We start from the raw sequence: 16,672 nt of genomic DNA, 5'->3' as shown, positions 1-16,672 counted from the left end.
GCGCTTACATAATTGTTCTTGATTCGCGGTTATCTGGATAATACTTTCAATAAATAACATTCGCTGGAAACCCCCAAACCCCTCTGTCGAAATTCCGATTTTTGTAAAATATTTTCAGTGTTTAAAATCGTTTATACAACAAAAAAAGCCGCTAAAATAGCGACTTCAATGGGATATAGATTAACACAAGACTTCAACAGTAAATCCACCAGGGGCTTCAACATAAAAAGTATAACCGTGTGCATGTTTAGGTGCGTCTACTTCAAAGCCATTGTCTTTCAAAAGACTATATATTCTGTCAACCTCTTGTTCGGTCGGTTGGGGAAATCCGATATGAAAAGTCACTGGATAGAGTACGTTTTTACCCTTCATTAGAGTGAGAATAAAGCCTTCATCATCAAACATAACTGCAAATGCGTTTCCTCTCGTACCTTCACATTTCATACCAAAATAAGTCTCTAAAAACTCGCGAGCAGCTGGAACATCAGTAACTGTTAGGTTCAGATGATTTAATTTCATAATTACACCCTTTCCTACATATTTAATGCGTCCTCCGTAGAGCTTTATCTTCAATCCAAATAATACCACAAAATGGAAGTGTTCGGTCCGTTACTTCAATGAAAAGTCGTTTTATTTTTGTTCTATACAGACGATAATCTAAATCAACAAAAAAAGATGCTGTTAGAACAGCACCTTTTGACATTTTATATAAGAGTAAAAAATGAAATCGTTTCTTACCTGGCAAACCAGGCAGAGGTTCACTAAGGTTCACTGCATGACTGGCACCTGTTTATTGCTGGCTACCATAAGCGTGAGTCTCCTGCCCTTTAACTCCCGGTCTGATGACAAAAAGTGAGCCCGCATCCGGTGTCTCTTTCAGACGTTCTTCCTTTATCCCTATACGTGCTGTTGTAATGTATAACTCTTCGAGATCCGGTCCACCAAAACAGCAGGATGTTACCTGATCTGCCGGCACCTCGATCTGTTGCAACAGTTCTGATGTATGGGGGTTCCAGCGAGTGACTCTTCCTCCGCCCCAGTGCGCAACCCACAGCATGCCCTCACCATCAACCGTCATCCCATCCGGAAAACCAAATTCCTCCGGTATGTGAATGATACTTGTCCGATTCTGTATCGTACCTGCCGTCAGATCAAAATCAAACCGGTCAATAGAACGTGTCGGGGTATCAATGTAATACATGGTCTGCCGATCTGGACTCCAGCCCAGGCCGTTGGATGTAGACACACCTTGTACCATTGTGCGAACGGGCTGCCCTTGCTCCAAACAATACAACGATCCGGCTTTGCTTTCATTATTCATGCTCATCGTGCCTGCCCAGAAGCGGCCCTTCGCATCACATTTTCCATCATTAAAACGATTGGTATCCTTATCTTGTTCGGGGTCCTCAATGGCATGCAGCTCACCCGTATGCAAGTGATACGTATGGAATCCACTGCGTAAAGCAACCAAAACTTCGTCACCACGATAGGGAACAACAGCCCCGACATGTTCACCGACATCATAAGCCTGATCCTGCTCTGTAGCCGGATCATACACATGCACCTTAAAACTTTCAATATCTACCCACAATAATCGATTGTTCTCCGCATCCCAGCTTGGACCTTCCCCCAATAATGCCGGGGTTTGTACTGCTACAGTTACGTCGCTCATGCCATCACGTCCTTATTCAGATTTGACGCCGCCTGACCATTCGAATCCGATGGCATCCAAGAGTGCTTTGGACAGTACCATATGGCCCGTTGCATCCGGATGTACCCGGTCATAAGTCAACACAGACGTATAGAAATGATCCCAAAATGGAGCAAATGCAGCCTGTGTATCCACATACACCGCATCGTACTCACTGGCTACCCTGCGTACCGCTTCTCCGTAGATATCCATCGTTGCCCGCATCGGGTCTTCCGGATTGGCCTCAAGATAATAAGGCGTCATTAGTACCAGACCTTTCAGGTTGGGACGAACCGAAGCCACCAGTTCACGCAATGTGGATTCGTATTCTTCAAGATACACATGTGAGTCTGTTGACAATGGGTTGTCGAACTGACGCCATACATCATTAATGCCGATCATGATCGTCAGCCAGTCCGGTTTAAGGTCAAGCACATCACGATCCCAGCGCTGTTTCAGATCACGAATCGTATTTCCACCATTACCCACATTCTGGACACGCAACATCAACTCCGGATATATGGACCGCAAGAGGGCATAGACTTGCGCTACGTAACCATGGCCCAGACCTGAACTGCCTTCACCTACAGGATGTTCCCGACCACAATCCGTAATCGAATCCCCGATAAACAAAAGCTTGTCGTTTTTTTGCAATTTCATCGTTATTTTCTCCTTCGCTTCAAAGCGCTAATATACGGATTGCTCGATTAGTCAGGACCGTTCACTTGATACCAGCCAGAAAATTACCAGCCTTGATTCTTGAGCCATGTGAGACACAGATCCGACCATACCCGAATCGCATGGTTGTCCTCAGCCAATCCAAGACCATGTGAACCTTTCTCAAAAACGTGCAAGTCATAGGGAATGCCATGCTCGCCCAATGCAAGCGCATAACGCAAGCTATTCTCCACAGGTACTGCCTGGTCATCGCTGGTATGCCAGATGAATGCTTCTGGAGCATCCGCTCTCACCTGCTGCTCCGCACTGAAAGCCTTGATCTGCTCGGCAGACGCGTCAGACCCAAGCAAATTCTCACGGGAACCAGCATGTCCGTAGGACTCCATCGTAATTACCGGATAACAGAGAATAACTCGATCCGGGCGTGAACTCTGGCGTTCAATGAGGTCCTCATGATCCGGTTGTCCCTCGTCATATAGCGTTCCCAGTGTTGCTGTGAGATGTCCGCCTGCGGAGAAACCAAGTACTGCAATCTTGGCAGGGTTGATGCCATACTGCTCAGCATGAGCACGAACATAACGTATGGCTCGCTGACCATCTGTTATAGGTGCAGGATGCTGGTGAGGCGCCACCCGATATTTCAGGACAAATGCACTGATACCTGCACGGTTCAACAATTCAGCTATTGGAGCACCTTCATGATCAGCCAAAAATCCATAACCGCCACCTGGACATACAATGACAGCGCTCTCTGAACCGGGGTGAATAAATGGAATCAAATGTGGCATTTCGTCTTCATGGCCCTGGGCTGCATAAGGTGCAGCATGATCCCATAAAGGTATAGTTGTTGTCATCTTCAATCATCCTCTCCAAGTAGAACGGAACCATGGGTCCGTTTAAACGTTTTCGAATCTCAGGAATCGATACCATCATAACGGTAATGACCCTAACGCATCAATACCTTCCTGGCATCACTTTTTGATCATTTGGGTACATGTTAGTACAAATTACGGAACTGTTCAGGAGTCACCCCCTCAATCCTGCGAAAGGTTGCAACAAAATGGCTTGCATCTCGAAACCCTACCCTAACTGCAGTTTCCCTAATCGTGGGTCTATGTTCTGCGGTCATGATTTCCTTGGCTTTGCGAATGCGCAGCAAAATAAAATAACTGTAGGCTGTCATGCCAAAGGACTGCTTGAACAAGGTATTCAGATGTCTGGATGAGATCCCCGTGAGGTCAGCCATATGTTCGAGCCCAATCTCGGGATTCGCATAATGCTGTTCCATGAATGCAATGAGCGGAGCGAGTCTCTCCACGGCATGTGAGATGGAAGAACGATTGCCCGTCATGCCATGTTTTTTGAGCAAAATCAGAAATCGGTATATATCCGCTGACGCTTCGAGTCCCGATAAATCCTGATCACTTCTGATTGAATCCAGCACTTCCTGGCCGTAATCGTTGAACGGACTGCTCTGCTCCCACTGATGGAACGCCGCTTCACCCAGACTAAGCGACTCCAAGATTGCCGGACACTGGGAACCGCCAAATGTAATGTAAAGAGTCTCCCACTCTCCTTGGGCGCGCACATATTCATGCGGTTCATTCGGCGGCAGCAAAATACCTGATGCTTCCCCCAGTATGACCGTGGACCCGGCAAACTTGAATTCTCCGGCTCCCTTCACGGTCTGAAGCCAGTGGTAACAGGGATACCCCACAGGTCTGGACACCTTCTCCTGATTGCCGTTATAACCCAGGCTCTCAATATAAAGGGGTAGCGGCTGATCACGTGATGTCATGAAATATCGTTGATGTCGGGGGGAGATAAACATGGGATGCCTCCTTGGGTATAAGCTGAAATAGACTTCCGTATTCTTATATGAGTCATTACTTTTATTATATTTTAAAAGTCATATGTATCATATAGTATAGGATTATTCTTATACAAGAGGTGAACACATTGATTAGCAGCAAACTGCCCAAAATGTTCTACGGGGGCGATTATAACCCGGAACAGTGGGATCACGAAACCCACCTTGAAGACCTGCGCATGTTCCAATTGGCAGGCATTGATATTGCCACAATCAACGTATTTTCATGGGCACTGATTCAGCCTGATGAAGTTACTTACCGTTTTGAAGAACTCGACCAACTCATTAATCGTTTATATGAAAATGGTGTCTATATATGCCTTGCAACAAGCACTGCTGCCCATCCGGCTTGGATGGCAAAGAAATATCCAGACGTGCTTCGTGTAGATGCCGATGGACGCAAACGCAAATTCGGTGGGCGCCATAATTCCTGTCCCAACAGCCCGACCTATCGCAAATACGCTGAGAAGATTGCAGATAAACTGGCCGAACGATACAAGGATCACCCTGCGGTTCTCGTATGGCACATCTCCAACGAATATGGCGGTGAGTGCTACTGTGACAACTGTGAGAAAGCGTTCCGCGTGTATCTGAAAGAACGCTATCAGACTCTGGAACAGGTCAACAAAGCATGGAACACGAATTTCTGGGGGCATACCTTCTACGATTGGGACGAGATCGTATTACCAAGCAACCTGAGCGAACATTGGGGTAACAATAATTCAACGTTCCAGGGAATCTCGCTGGACTATTCTCGCTTCAACTCCGACAGCATGCTGGATTGTTATCTGTTGGAATACAATGCGATCAAAAAACATATTCCGGACTCCGTTGTGACTACCAATCTGATGGGATTCTTTAAACAATTGGACTATTTCAAATGGGCAAAATATATGGATATTGTCTCCTGGGACAGCTATCCCGGTCTCGCAACACCCGTCAGCTTCACGGCAATGGCTCATGACCTTATGCGCGGACTGAAAGATGGTCAACCGTTTATGCTGATGGAGCAAACACCAAGTCAGCAGAACTGGCAGCCATATAACTCCCTGAAACGTCCAGGTGTCATGCGTCTGTGGAGTTATCAATCTGTTGCGCACGGGGCCGATACCATTATGTTCTTCCAGCTTCGCCGCTCCATCGGTGCTTGTGAGAAGTATCATGGTGCAGTTATTGAGCATGCTGGGCATGAGAATACACGTGTATTCCGCGAAGTTGCTGAGCTGGGTAAGGAATTGCAGATCCTTGGAGATACCACGCTAGATGCATCTGTTGAATCCAAAGTAGCGATTGTGTTCGACTGGGATAACTGGTGGGCCATCGAAAAATCAAGCGGACCTACGGTTGCCCTGAACTATGTGGATCAGATCCATAAATACTACGCAGCCTTCTTCCGCCGCAACATACAAGTAGATATCATCAGTGTGGATACGGATATGAGCAAATACGACATTGTCCTTGCCCCTGTCCTTTACATGGTTAAACCAGGATTTGCCGTCAAACTGGAGAAGTTTGTTGAAGCAGGTGGAACATTCCTGACAACCTTCTTCAGTGGCATTGTCAACGAGAACGATCTCGTGACCACAGGTGGATATCCGGGAGAACTTCGTAAACTGCTCGGAATCTGGGTGGAAGAGATTGATGCCCTGCTGCCTGAGCAAAAGAACCGCATTGTCCTCAAAGAAACCTACGGTGATCTTCAAGGAGAGTATGGCTGCGGTATGCTATGTGACCTGCTGCACAGTGAGGGAGCTGAGGTCATCGCGGAGTATGGAGACGACTTTTATAAAGGCATGCCTGTTGTGACACGTAATACCTTTGGTCAAGGTGAAGCATGGTACGTTGCATCCGACCCGGATGAGCGCTTCCTGGATGGTTTGCTGGGACAGCTTGCAGCAGCCAAGAACGTAGAGTCCTTGCTTGAGACACCAGAAGGTGTTGAAGTAAGCGCACGAACCAAAGACGGCAAGCCCTACCTGTTTGTCATGAACCATAACGCAACCACGCAATCCTATGATCTGGGAACAGCTAAGGCACATGATCTGCTCACCAATCGTGAGCTTTCGGGAAGTGTTGAGATTGAAGCCCGTGGAGTGCAATTGCTCGAAATGAAATAAGCGATTTCGCTTAATTGGAATTATTCGGAATGAAAAAATGTGATAGAAATACCCGTGATACAAAGTGTCACATATTCATTCCTTTTATACTTGTTATTGTCTTCAGCAAGGATATTGGTATAGATTTCAGACCTTTATCGTCTTCTGTAAGCCAAAAGCTGCTACTTCCCGTATCCGTCTACACCGGATACGGGTTTTTGGCATGATCTGTGGTCTTTTTGATAGAAGGAAATATCAGTATGCAAAGCGAATTGGACGAGAAACACATTTTAACAAAGCCTGCCGGAACATGCTTGTGAATCCTGATGTTGATCCATTATAAAATAATGAACAGTTGAAATATTGGTGACACTCATGATGTCACTTATTCGTTGTTACAATAGAAATATAACTACGACATCACTTTCCGGCGGCGCAGATCGAAACGGAGTGGCTGACATGAACAGAACAAATCGGCTTGCTGCCATCGTAATGGCATTACAGCATGGTCACGAAACGGCACACTCATTAGGCGAGAAATTTGAGGTTTCCCGTCGCACGATTCTTCGGGATATTCAGTCCCTCTCCGAGATGAATGTGCCCATTATTGCCATTTCCGGTCCGGGAGGCGGTTTCAGACTTATGGAGGGTTACGTATTACCCCCATTACAGCTGGACCCGGTAGAAGCAGCGACGCTCATATTCGCTCTTGAAGGTCTAAGTCGCTACGCGGATACACCCTTTCATGAGAAACGCTGGACCCTGATGAACAAAGTTAAGGCCATCATTCCGGATGATATCATGTCGCGAATTGATCCCATGCTCAAACAGCTGCATCATCATATTCCAGACCGCAATTACATTCTTCCTCATCTGGACGCACTGCTGGCATGCATACCCGAACATGGGTGGCTTAGTGTGCTATATCGCTCCGCAACACGTCAGCGGTGGTTGCATATCTGTCCCTCACGGGTATATGCTTCCTCCGGCTTCTGGTACTGTGAAGCATATTCGATCGAACATGGTGAACAGCGTCTGTTCCGGGTTGACCGAATTATCGAAGTCAAGGCGATCGAACCACAGGATGCACTCGTGTTTCACGAACAGGCGGAGCAACAGCAGAGCAAGCCGATCCCTCCAGAACAGCCGCCAACACTAGTTAAGGCACGACTGAGTTACCGGGGAATGATTGAAGCTGAACAGGACGAGCATATTGGTGAAAAGATGATTGAAATTGCCCCGGATCTCTGGGAATTATCATTCCTTTGTCCACCAGGGGAATGGGACTGGGCCGTCCGATTCTTTTACCGATTGGGACGTGAAGCTGAAGTGATTGAACCCCTCCAACTTCGCAGTGAGATTCGTCAGCATGCCGAGGAAGTGAGCCAAAGATACCTCGCTTCAACCAAGTCGTAGCCTGACTACACACAAAAAGGAGCCTACTGATATCATGACATATGAAGCCGTTATAACGTACGAACAAGCAGTACAGCGTATCCAGTCTATAGGGCTGCTGCCTCTGGCACCACTATTTGCCGATTATCCTTCGCTGTCATCGCTAACCCCCAAAGAACATTGGCACAAGGATGATGAACTCGATCCTTGGTTATGGCGTTCACGCCTGGCTGAGGAGGGCATTGCTGCATATGGAAAATTTGTCAAAAAGAAAGCGCTTCTTGTCTCATCTGAATACTTCCCTTGGGTACACCGACTGCTGGCCGATTCCAGAACCATCAAGGAACAGTATGAAGCGGGTCTACTCTCCCGTGAGGCGTTCAAACTCCATGCGTTAGTTGCAGAACAGGAAGGCATCGATGGACGTGCCTTGCGATCACAAGCCGGTTTCGGGGCAAAAGAGGACAAAAAAACATTTGACCGTGGACTTCTGGACCTTCAGGGCTGTGCAGCCATTGTGATCAGTGGAACCAAAGAAAAAGAGGGGCTCGCCGAAGGCAAAGTTGCATGGAACAGCTCCGCATATGAAACCGCAGATCACTGGATGCAACGTCATGACATTAAGCCATTTGAAGGCAGCATAGAAGAGGCACGTGAACTATTGACTGTGCAACTACAACAACATGCTTCACCTGCCGCATTATCAAGCATCTCCAAAGCGCTTGGCATCCGTACAATCTAAATAAAGCCAATCCCGGTTGTAGTTCAGATTTCAACCGGAATTGGCTGTGGTTCACCCTATAATGCAACCTAGACGATTAACAGCCCCCATCGACAATGAATTTAGAGAATTACGCCATCCTTGAATATGGCAATCTCCCGGAATCCATGCTGCTCACTGAGTGTATGTGACCGTCCTGAAGCAATATCAATCAGTTGGCTGAACAGCTGTACTTTGACCTCATCCATCGTCTGCCCCTCCAACAGCTGGCCTGCGTTGAAATCAATCCAGTGTTTTTTGCGATTAGCCAGATCGGATTGGGTCGCAATCTTGACGGTAGGTACCGGACCTCCGAAGGGAGTCCCCCGCCCTGTTGTGAAGAGCACAATATGTGCACCCGCCGCAGACAGTGCCGTTACAGATACCAGGTCATTACCCGGTGCTTCTACAATGTTCAGACCGGTTTGAGTTACTCGTTTGCCATAACGTAAAACGTCGACTACGGAAGAACGTCCTCCCTTTTGCGTACATCCAAGTGACTTTTCCTCAAGCGTTGTGATGCCACCAGCCTTATTACCAGGTGAAGGATTCTCATAGATGTTCTGGCCATGGTTCACAAAATATTGCTTGAAGCCGTTCACGAGGTCCACCAAATCATGAAATACCTGCTCATTGGCAGCCCGGTTCATTAAGATTGTCTCCGCACCAAACATCTCCGGAACTTCCGTCAGAATAGCCGTACCCCCGGCAGCAACCAGCATATCAGCAACTGCACCGACCAGCGGATTGGCTGTAATGCCAGATAAACCATCGGAACCGCCACACTTCAAACCAATTTTGAGTTTGCTGAGCGGAAGCGGCTGCCGTTGTTCATGTTCAGCGATCTCCACAAGTTCTTCCATCAGTCGAAGCCCTTCCTCAAGCTCGTCATCCGTTTCCTGTGCTTTGAGAAACCGTACTTTGCCGCGGTATTCCGGAGCAATACACTCACGGAATTCATCGACCTGATTGTTCTCACAGCCCAGACCGATGACAAGCACGCCTCCTGCGTTCGGATGCTCCACTAAGGAAGCCAGCAACTGTTGTGTATACTTCAGATCATCGCCAAGCTGTGAACACCCGAATGGATGCGGAAAGTGAAATACACCATCTACCCGGCTTCCAAATTGGGACTGACCCATACGTGCCAATGCTTCACACACTTTATTGATACATCCAACCGTATTCACAATCCAGATCTCATTACGAATTCCTGCTTCACCATTGGGGCGCAAATATCCATCGAATGAGCGCAGATGTTCCGGAGGCATGTCTGTCTGAACCTTGGCTCCTGGTTGGTACTCATATTCAAGCAATCCGTGCAGCCCTGTCTTCAGGTTGTGACTATGAATCCATCTTCCCTGCTCGATCTGCTCTTGGGCAATCCCGATGGAGAAACCATACTTCATTACATCATCACCTGGTGCCAGCGTATGCACAGCAATCTTATGCCCCTTCGGCACGTCATCGAGCAATGTAAAGGAAACACCGTCTGGCAATGTAATACGTTCTCCTTTGGCATAATCCCGAAGCGCTATAATGACATCATCCTGTGGTTGAATGGCAATCCAGTCATTGATTGTACTTGTTGTGTTCATTTCCCTTCACCTTCCAACAATCCGATTTCACGAACAAGTGCTGCACGCAGCCCTTCTCTTGCATCCAGATTTTCGCCCCAGATCAGGGTATCTGACAACACAGCCGCTACCCGGTTATCCAGTTGGTTCTGATCCCTGTTAAGCATGTCATAACCGTCCCAGTGTGCAGCCAAAGCAGCCAGGACATCCGGGTCATCCCGCAGCAAAATGTCCTCTCCATTCAGTCGTTGTGCCTTGTAACCTTCTGGCGTATTTACCGGACGATAGAGACACAATAATCCAGCAAACCCTTGAATTAAACGTTCTGGCCAACTTCCCTGATTTTGCTCATAAGACAAAAGTGTAGGCAGCACACGAACCTTGAATTTCCCGATCGTATTCAAAGCAATATCTTGCAATTTGTGATTAATATACGGGTTAAGGAACCGTTCGAACACTTCTTCTGCATACTGGTCCAGCTGATGATCGGGCATATCCAGAGCAGGGACGATCTCCTGATGCACAGCTTCCCTGATCCATGAGCCAAAATGTGGATCTTCCATTGTTTCTCTCACATGCTGCTTGCCTTGAAGAATGCCGAGGGATGACATTAAGGTATGCGCCCCATTCAAAATACGAACCTTGCGTACCTGAAAAGGCTTCAGATCTTTCACCCAATGTACATTAAGACCTGCCTGCTTGAGAGGAAGTTTTTTGTCCAATGATTCATCACCCTGAATGGCCCAGAAATGATATGGCTCTGCCGTATTAATCAACTGGTCCTCATAACCCCAACGATTCGTCAGGGAATCGGCTTCCTCCTGGGTCGGCGCACCTGTGACAATTCGGTCTACCAGATTGTTCAAGAAGTGATTATGTTTCTCGATCCATGAACGGAAGCCATCCGAATACCCATAATCCTCACTATGACGGAGGACACAACTGCGCAGCACATCCCCATTGCCTTCAAGCAGCTCACATGGCAGATGAATCAAACCTCTGGATGGATCACCATCAAATTTCAAATATCGCTGATGCAGAAAAACCGTTAATTTCCCCGGAAATGATTGAACGGGTTCACCCTCGATATAGTCCGCATACGTATATTTCAATCCTGATTCGGTTGTATTGGAAATAACGAACTCAAGTGAAGGCAGTTCCGCCAAGTTCAGAAAGGCATCCCATTCCTCATACGGATTGATACACTGTGAGAAAATGGAGATCAATTCTGTCCGCTCAACCGGCTTTCCTTGAGACAGACCACGCGTAATCATTGTATATAACCCATCCTGATCGCGAATCTGCTCCAGCTTGGCCTTGCCTCCCGGTCGTGGTTGGGTAACAGCTACACTTCCATGGAATTTGCCTTGTCTGGCACTCACATGAAGCATCCAGTCTGCAAATCCCCGCAAGAAATTACCTTCTCCAATCTGCAAAACCTTCACGGGACGCTCCATAATCTCCTTGCACTTGCGCTGACCATCGCTCCCCAGTAAATTCAGCTTCAATCTTGGCCGTTTCGTGCTTGCCGACATGGACACTCACCTCATCGATTATTTGTACTGTCGGGATGCAGCTCAAAGGCTCTGCACCCTTTTATTGTAAACGCTTTAAATTCATTGTATCATCAATAAAAGGAAATTAAATTGCTTATATTGCGGTAAATATACTCTCTCATGACCAGGTATAACATCTCGTTGAAGACGATCGTCTGGAAAGGAGTCTTTATGGAACGTTCACCTGTTCGTACGACTATTCAAGCAGAATCCGGTATTCCGTTCCGCCTGGTGTACAGCGACACCAAATCCCCTCAGAACGAACTGCCAGATCACCTTCACGACTGGCATGAAATTATCTATGTATATCGTGGACAGGGAAGCATTTTTATTGATACGGGACTTGAGAATATGCAAGAAGGAGATCTGTTCATCATTCCAGGCAGCACGGTTCACCGAGCCTTGCCGGATGCAGGCAACCCTGTCACATCTTCGGCATTGTTCTTCAGCCCGGGATTGCTTGCATCCACCGCCGGAGGTGCTGCTTCTTCCTTGCTAAGCCTGTTTGAACGTTGTCGTAAACAACGCGTGTATAAGAGGCATCTAAACACAGAGGAGCAATCACAGGTGGCCGCTTTTATTGATGATATTCAGACCGAATTCCAGCTAGGTCATCATCTAAGCGCACATGCGGCCCTGTTAAGGCTGCAACTGTTACTCATTTTTCTGGAACGTCTGGAAGCTGCAGGACCTGCGAATCCGGGTAAATCCGCTCCGGGTCCCTCATGGCTCTCTTCTACGATCTCTCATATTGACGATAACCTTCGGAGTGGCCTGTCCCTCCCCGAACTGGCGCAGTACGCCTCTGTATCCCCTGCCCATTTCAGTCGTGCCTTCAAACGATACACGGGAATGACTCTAACGGATTACGCATTAGCGCGAAGGGTCATTATGGCGAAAGAGCATCTGGTACAAGGTGATGAGACAATGGCAGCCGTTGCCGATGCTTGCGGGTTCGATAGCCTGCCCCACTTTTACCGTCAATTCAAAAAATTAACCGGTACAACCCCCGCAGCTTATCGCAGAACCATGAACAGTTCTCGTTAAAATAGAAACGCCCCAATCATATATATCCACATATTCTTCCATATGGAAGATGTGGTATGATAATCTGGATTATTACTTGTCGGAAACATTGCATTCCGTTGTCAGAGGAGCTTAGCATTCCATGTTAAACGAATTGAATCGCAGGAATATTGGCATCTTCGCCCATGTGGATGCGGGAAAAACAACTACCACCGAGCATATGTTATTTGAGAGTGGTGTCGTCCGCAGTCCGGGACGTGTAGATGACGGAACAACAGCCACAGACTCCCTGGACATTGAGAAAGAACGTGGCATATCCGTACAGGCAGCCATGACCTCTCTGATCTGGAAGAACACCATCATTGACCTCATTGATACACCTGGTCATATTGATTTCAGCTCCGAAGTAGAGCGAACGCTACGGGTAATGGATGGCGCTATTCTCATTCTGTCGGCAGTAGAAGGCATTCAGTCCCAGAGTGAAGCCATCTGGCATGCCCTTCGTTCACTTCGCATCCCAACCATCATTTATATTAATAAAATGGATCGGATTGGCGCATCTGCCCCAGCGGTAATGGAGCAGATTCGTTCTACCCTGTCCCCTTTCGCATGCGAAATCCAAACGTATCAGCTCCATGAAGATTCATTTCATGGCATCGACTCCCTATGGAACCCAAATCAAGATTCTCTGTCAGATGGCACCCCTTCCATTCCAGGTCTGGTCGAGATACTTGCCGAGCTGGACGAAGAGGTCATGGAAGCCTACATTCAGGAAACTCCGTTATCGCAAAGGGATCTGAATGAAGCGTTCCTGCGGTATGTGCATCAGGGTGAGATGTTCCCTGTGTGTTATGGTGCTTCCGGTAAAGGAATTGGCGTCACGGCATTGCTGGACACAGTCCTTGCATTTCTGCCTGCACCTGCACAACCAGTGGACTCTCCCGTATCCGGTGTTGTGTTCAAAATTGAACGTGATCGCACGATGGGACGTACGGCTTACGTCCGTATGTATGGTGGCAGCTTACACAATCGGGATACCATCCATAATTCGACGCGGGAGCTTGAAGAGAAGGTGACGCAGATTCGCCGCATGGATGGGTCGAAATGGGCGGATACCGGTGCCGTTCACGCGGGGCAGATTGCTATGCTGTACGGACTGAGTGACACACATGTGGGTGACATTATCGGCAATCCTGAGGGTGTGCCTCCTCTGCCACAGATGGCTGTACCTTTGCTGACCGTACAAGTGCACGGTAAGGACTCGGCACGTTACCCCGATCTTGTTGCAGCATTGCAAGAGTTGACGGATGAAGACCCCTTACTCGACCTGCAATGGTTGCCGGAGGAACGGGAACTGCATCTCAAGGTCATGGGAACCATTCAGCTTGAGATTTTATCCAGCCTGTTGCTGAGTCGTTTCGGATTGGATGTCGTGTTTGATCCGCCATCCGTCATCTATAAGGAGACACCCCGTACAGCCGGAGAAGGTTATATCGCCTATACGATGCCTAAGCCCTGCTGGGCCATCCTCCGCTTCAAGATTGAACCTTTGCCTCGCGGAAGCGGTCTGATCTATTCCTCAACCGTAAGGACAGATGATCTGCTGTTACGTTATCAGAATGAAGTTGAACGACGAATTCCGGAAGCCTTGTCTCAAGGTATGCTCGGTTGGGAAGTAACCGATCTGCGCATCACGCTGGTGGAAGGGGAACATCATGTCTGGCATACGCATCCATTGGATTTTGTCGTAGCCACGCCTATGGGAATCATGGATGGATTGTCGAGAACAGGTACCACGTTGCTGGAACCCCTTCTTCAGTTCCGGCTGACGGTCCCGGAAGAATATGGCGGTAAGGCCCTTAGCGATCTGGTACATATGCGGGCAACCTTCGAAGCCCCCGTCATTGGTAGCGGACGTTGTATTATTGAAGGAGTTATGCCTCTTGCCACCTCAATGGATTATCCGGTGAAACTGCGTTCCGAGACAAGCGGCCGCGGGGTGCTTACGACTTCGTTTGCCGGATACCAAGATTGTCCTGCGGATGTGAATCATGCTCGCAAACGCAGAGGAGTTAACCCGCTGGATCAGTCGAAATATATTTTAAGTGTACGAAACGCGATTACATCATAAATGGAGTTGAACCTGTGCTTATAAAATTTCTTATCTTTGGGCTTCTATGGCGGATTGTAGGTAATCCGTTCATTGCCATCCTTATTTTACTCGTTATACTGTATTTCCTGGATCGTCGTTACGTTGGCGTATTCCCAAGCTTCACGAAACCTCTGAAGCGTATGCGTAACATCTCCCTTCTTCGGCAGCAGCTTGCCATGAGTCCCAATGAAGTTTCTTCCAAGCTGGAACTGGCTCGCCTGTTAATTGAGCGCAAGCGTTACAATGAGGCACATGCGTTATTGCTTGAACTGGAGCGCCCATACGAACAATCGGCTGAGTACTGGGAGGCATTAGGGACGACTGAGCTTCATTTGGGCAACATCGAAAAAGGCGAACGTCATATTTTGCAAGCCCTCGAGATCAACCCCAGAGTCAAGTACGGACGCCCGTACCTAACCCTTGCTGGAGCCTTCAAAGATACGCATGAGGACAAAGCGCTGGATTATGTGCATCAGTTTCAGGAGATTCATTCCTCTTCCAGTGAAGCTTATTATCTGCTCGGCTCGGTTCACCGTTCCCTCGGACGTAATGCAGACGCGAAGCAGGCATACGAGCAATCGTTGAACGTTTATCGTTCGTTACCCAAATACAAAAAACGTCAGGAGCGCCGCTGGGCTGTCCGCAGTTGGTTCCGCAAACGTGGCTTGTAATGTCGTAATGTCATCCGCTATATACTGTAATCTTCATATATCACTTTTCTAACCAATAAAAGTGCACTGATCTCTGCCCTCGTATGAGCAGAAACAGTGCACTTTATTCATAACAGCGATATTAATATACCAATATTTCACGCAGTCGTTCTTCATGAAGACGCATCCAGTCAATCCGCTGTTTGAGCTTCACAATCTGATCCACAGCCACTTCCGGCTCATCTGTACCCTCGAACATCCGATTGATGAAATGCATGACCACATCCAGACTACGCAGCAAAATCAATCGAGGTATGGCCAGCAACTCTTCTGGTTCCAGGCTGACCTGTTCCCGAAATCCCTCGATCAGTCCCTCCTGAGCCTGCCACATCCAATCCTCACTCTTGTCCATGGTAAGGAGGTCAGACATCGGAACAGCCAGCTCCATTACCCGCAAATCCCATGTCGCAAATTCAAAATCCAAAATGGCACAGATTTCACCATCCTGCTGATCTACCAATACATTCGAGGCATTCACGTCCCCATGAACTAATTGATGCGGCAGATGTTCCATTCCCCGCAGGGCTTCAAACAGATCTGGCAGCTCATCTCTCAGTTGCTTTAGCTCATTCGCACATGCGGCCAATTGCTCCGGCGGCGATGTGCATAGCTGTAATAATCGTTCTGGTGAACAGAGCGGATACGCATCCTGAATTCGATAGTACGGTGGGTATACAGGTTCAAGTGGTATATCCAACGTAGCCATAACAGAAGACAGGGCCCCCGCCGCTTTACCGAGCCCCATCAATTGATCTGGTGTAAGCCAGATGGGATTGACGCCTTCCCTATAACGAAACAGAGTCACGATTTTGGTATGACCTGTGAGGGGTTCTTTTACTGGAAGGAATGTACCTCCCTCACCAGATAACCGCCTTACAGGTGAAGGTGTATCAAGCTTAAAGTTCGAACGTTGGAGGGCTGCCAGCACCTCGTGTTCAAAGGCGATTTTCATCGGATCATTATGTGTTTCATATTGTCTCATGACGTAATTAGTCCCGTCTACATGGAGCATGTAAGTAGAATTATTCATCCCACCCTTTCCACGCTCTCCTTTCCAGTCCGATGTGAAACCATATAAAGCCAACACTTCGGAAATACGCTGCTGCTCTGAAGGATGGAGGGAACCGGAATCGATGTTTTGCACCTAAAATTAACCCCTTTA

General features: G+C 47.9%; 14 protein-coding genes. 6 read left to right on the top strand and 8 right to left on the bottom strand.

The annotated features are described in order from the left end of the window. Positions 1-180: 180 nt before the first annotated feature. The 5 genes from NZ043_RS20115 to NZ043_RS20095 all read right to left on the bottom strand — a co-directional run bounded on the left by NZ043_RS20115 (position 181) and on the right by NZ043_RS20095 (position 4,199). Positions 181-519 carry a VOC family protein gene (locus tag NZ043_RS20115; protein ID WP_062323243.1) on the bottom strand — a complete coding sequence of 113 codons (339 nt, stop codon included), beginning with the start codon at positions 517-519 and terminating at the stop codon, positions 181-183. A gap of 271 nt (positions 520-790) precedes the next feature. Continuing rightward, positions 791-1,672 carry an SMP-30/gluconolactonase/LRE family protein gene (locus NZ043_RS20110; protein WP_133384298.1) on the bottom strand — a complete coding sequence of 294 codons (882 nt, stop codon included), beginning with the start codon at positions 1,670-1,672 and terminating at the stop codon, positions 791-793. A gap of 12 nt (positions 1,673-1,684) precedes the next feature. Then, positions 1,685-2,350, bottom strand: a complete 666-nt coding sequence (locus NZ043_RS20105; RefSeq protein WP_339309119.1) for an SGNH/GDSL hydrolase family protein — start codon at positions 2,348-2,350, stop codon at positions 1,685-1,687. Between the two features lie 83 nt (positions 2,351-2,433). Next, the gene (locus tag NZ043_RS20100; protein WP_339309118.1) at positions 2,434-3,222 is read right to left on the bottom strand and encodes an alpha/beta hydrolase; all 789 of its coding nucleotides are present in this window, start codon (positions 3,220-3,222) and stop codon (positions 2,434-2,436) included. Between the two features lie 143 nt (positions 3,223-3,365). Beyond that, positions 3,366-4,199, bottom strand: a complete 834-nt coding sequence (locus tag NZ043_RS20095; protein ID WP_091031988.1) for an AraC family transcriptional regulator — start codon at positions 4,197-4,199, stop codon at positions 3,366-3,368. 128 nt (positions 4,200-4,327) lie between these two features. On the opposite strand from NZ043_RS20095, the gene NZ043_RS20090 reads away from it, so the two are divergent. From NZ043_RS20090 to NZ043_RS20080, 3 genes are all read left to right on the top strand, one after another. Next, positions 4,328-6,355: a beta-galactosidase gene (locus tag NZ043_RS20090; RefSeq protein ID WP_339309117.1), complete on the top strand. Its 2,028-nt coding sequence runs from the start codon at positions 4,328-4,330 to the stop codon at positions 6,353-6,355. A gap of 438 nt (positions 6,356-6,793) precedes the next feature. Beyond that, positions 6,794-7,750: a WYL domain-containing protein gene (locus NZ043_RS20085; RefSeq protein WP_339309116.1), complete on the top strand. Its 957-nt coding sequence runs from the start codon at positions 6,794-6,796 to the stop codon at positions 7,748-7,750. 34 nt (positions 7,751-7,784) lie between these two features. Then, on the top strand, positions 7,785-8,471 hold the full coding sequence (locus tag NZ043_RS20080; protein WP_249911111.1) for a hypothetical protein: 687 nt from the start codon (positions 7,785-7,787) through the stop codon (positions 8,469-8,471). Positions 8,472-8,572: 101 nt separating this feature from the next. Here NZ043_RS20080 and NZ043_RS20075 read toward each other — a convergent pair whose 3' ends face one another. After that, a complete protein-coding gene (locus NZ043_RS20075; protein ID WP_339309115.1) occupies positions 8,573-10,087 on the bottom strand; it encodes an altronate dehydratase family protein in 1,515 nt (504 codons plus the stop codon). Next, on the bottom strand, positions 10,084-11,601 hold the full coding sequence (locus tag NZ043_RS20070; protein ID WP_339309114.1) for a tagaturonate reductase: 1,518 nt from the start codon (positions 11,599-11,601) through the stop codon (positions 10,084-10,086). The genes NZ043_RS20075 and NZ043_RS20070 overlap by 4 nt, the downstream gene beginning before the upstream one ends. A 192-nt stretch (positions 11,602-11,793) precedes the next feature. On the opposite strand from NZ043_RS20070, the gene NZ043_RS20065 reads away from it, so the two are divergent. The 3 genes from NZ043_RS20065 to NZ043_RS20055 all read left to right on the top strand — a co-directional run bounded on the left by NZ043_RS20065 (position 11,794) and on the right by NZ043_RS20055 (position 15,471). Then, positions 11,794-12,669, top strand: coding sequence for an AraC family transcriptional regulator (locus NZ043_RS20065; protein WP_339309113.1), 876 nt, complete (start codon positions 11,794-11,796; stop codon positions 12,667-12,669). Positions 12,670-12,790: 121 nt separating this feature from the next. Then, the gene (locus tag NZ043_RS20060; protein WP_339309112.1) at positions 12,791-14,779 is read left to right on the top strand and encodes a translation factor GTPase family protein; all 1,989 of its coding nucleotides are present in this window, start codon (positions 12,791-12,793) and stop codon (positions 14,777-14,779) included. 14 nt (positions 14,780-14,793) lie between these two features. Further along, on the top strand, positions 14,794-15,471 hold the full coding sequence (locus NZ043_RS20055) for a tetratricopeptide repeat protein (RefSeq protein WP_339309111.1): 678 nt from the start codon (positions 14,794-14,796) through the stop codon (positions 15,469-15,471). 121 nt (positions 15,472-15,592) lie between these two features. Here the strand turns inward: NZ043_RS20055 and NZ043_RS20050 are convergent, their stop codons facing one another. After that, positions 15,593-16,654 carry a phosphotransferase gene (locus NZ043_RS20050; RefSeq protein ID WP_339309110.1) on the bottom strand — a complete coding sequence of 354 codons (1,062 nt, stop codon included), beginning with the start codon at positions 16,652-16,654 and terminating at the stop codon, positions 15,593-15,595. Positions 16,655-16,672: the final 18 nt, after the last annotated feature.

The sequence above is a fragment of the Paenibacillus sp. FSL k6-2145 genome (genome assembly GCF_037976585.1).
In the GTDB taxonomy this organism is placed as follows: domain Bacteria; phylum Bacillota; class Bacilli; order Paenibacillales; family Paenibacillaceae; genus Paenibacillus.
The sequence above is the reverse complement of the archived record's forward strand: the minus strand, read 5'-3'. Positions and strand labels throughout refer to the sequence as shown.

Bases quoted from the DNA above. Each gene is read 5' to 3' on its own strand.
- NZ043_RS20115 (WP_062323243.1), bottom strand. From the start codon at position 519: ATGAAATTAAATCATCTGAACCTAACAGTTACTGATGTTCCAGCTGCT.
- NZ043_RS20110 (WP_133384298.1), bottom strand. From the start codon at position 1,672: ATGAGCGACGTAACTGTAGCAGTACAAACCCCGGCATTATTGGGGGAA.
- NZ043_RS20105 (WP_339309119.1), bottom strand. From the start codon at position 2,350: ATGAAATTGCAAAAAAACGACAAGCTTTTGTTTATCGGGGATTCGATT.
- NZ043_RS20100 (WP_339309118.1), bottom strand. From the start codon at position 3,222: ATGACAACAACTATACCTTTATGGGATCATGCTGCACCTTATGCAGCC.
- NZ043_RS20095 (WP_091031988.1), bottom strand. From the start codon at position 4,199: ATGTTTATCTCCCCCCGACATCAACGATATTTCATGACATCACGTGAT.
- NZ043_RS20085 (WP_339309116.1), top strand. From the start codon at position 6,794: ATGAACAGAACAAATCGGCTTGCTGCCATCGTAATGGCATTACAGCAT.
- NZ043_RS20080 (WP_249911111.1), top strand. From the start codon at position 7,785: ATGACATATGAAGCCGTTATAACGTACGAACAAGCAGTACAGCGTATC.
- NZ043_RS20075 (WP_339309115.1), bottom strand. From the start codon at position 10,087: ATGAACACAACAAGTACAATCAATGACTGGATTGCCATTCAACCACAG.
- NZ043_RS20070 (WP_339309114.1), bottom strand. From the start codon at position 11,601: ATGTCGGCAAGCACGAAACGGCCAAGATTGAAGCTGAATTTACTGGGG.
- NZ043_RS20065 (WP_339309113.1), top strand. From the start codon at position 11,794: ATGGAACGTTCACCTGTTCGTACGACTATTCAAGCAGAATCCGGTATT.
- NZ043_RS20060 (WP_339309112.1), top strand. From the start codon at position 12,791: ATGTTAAACGAATTGAATCGCAGGAATATTGGCATCTTCGCCCATGTG.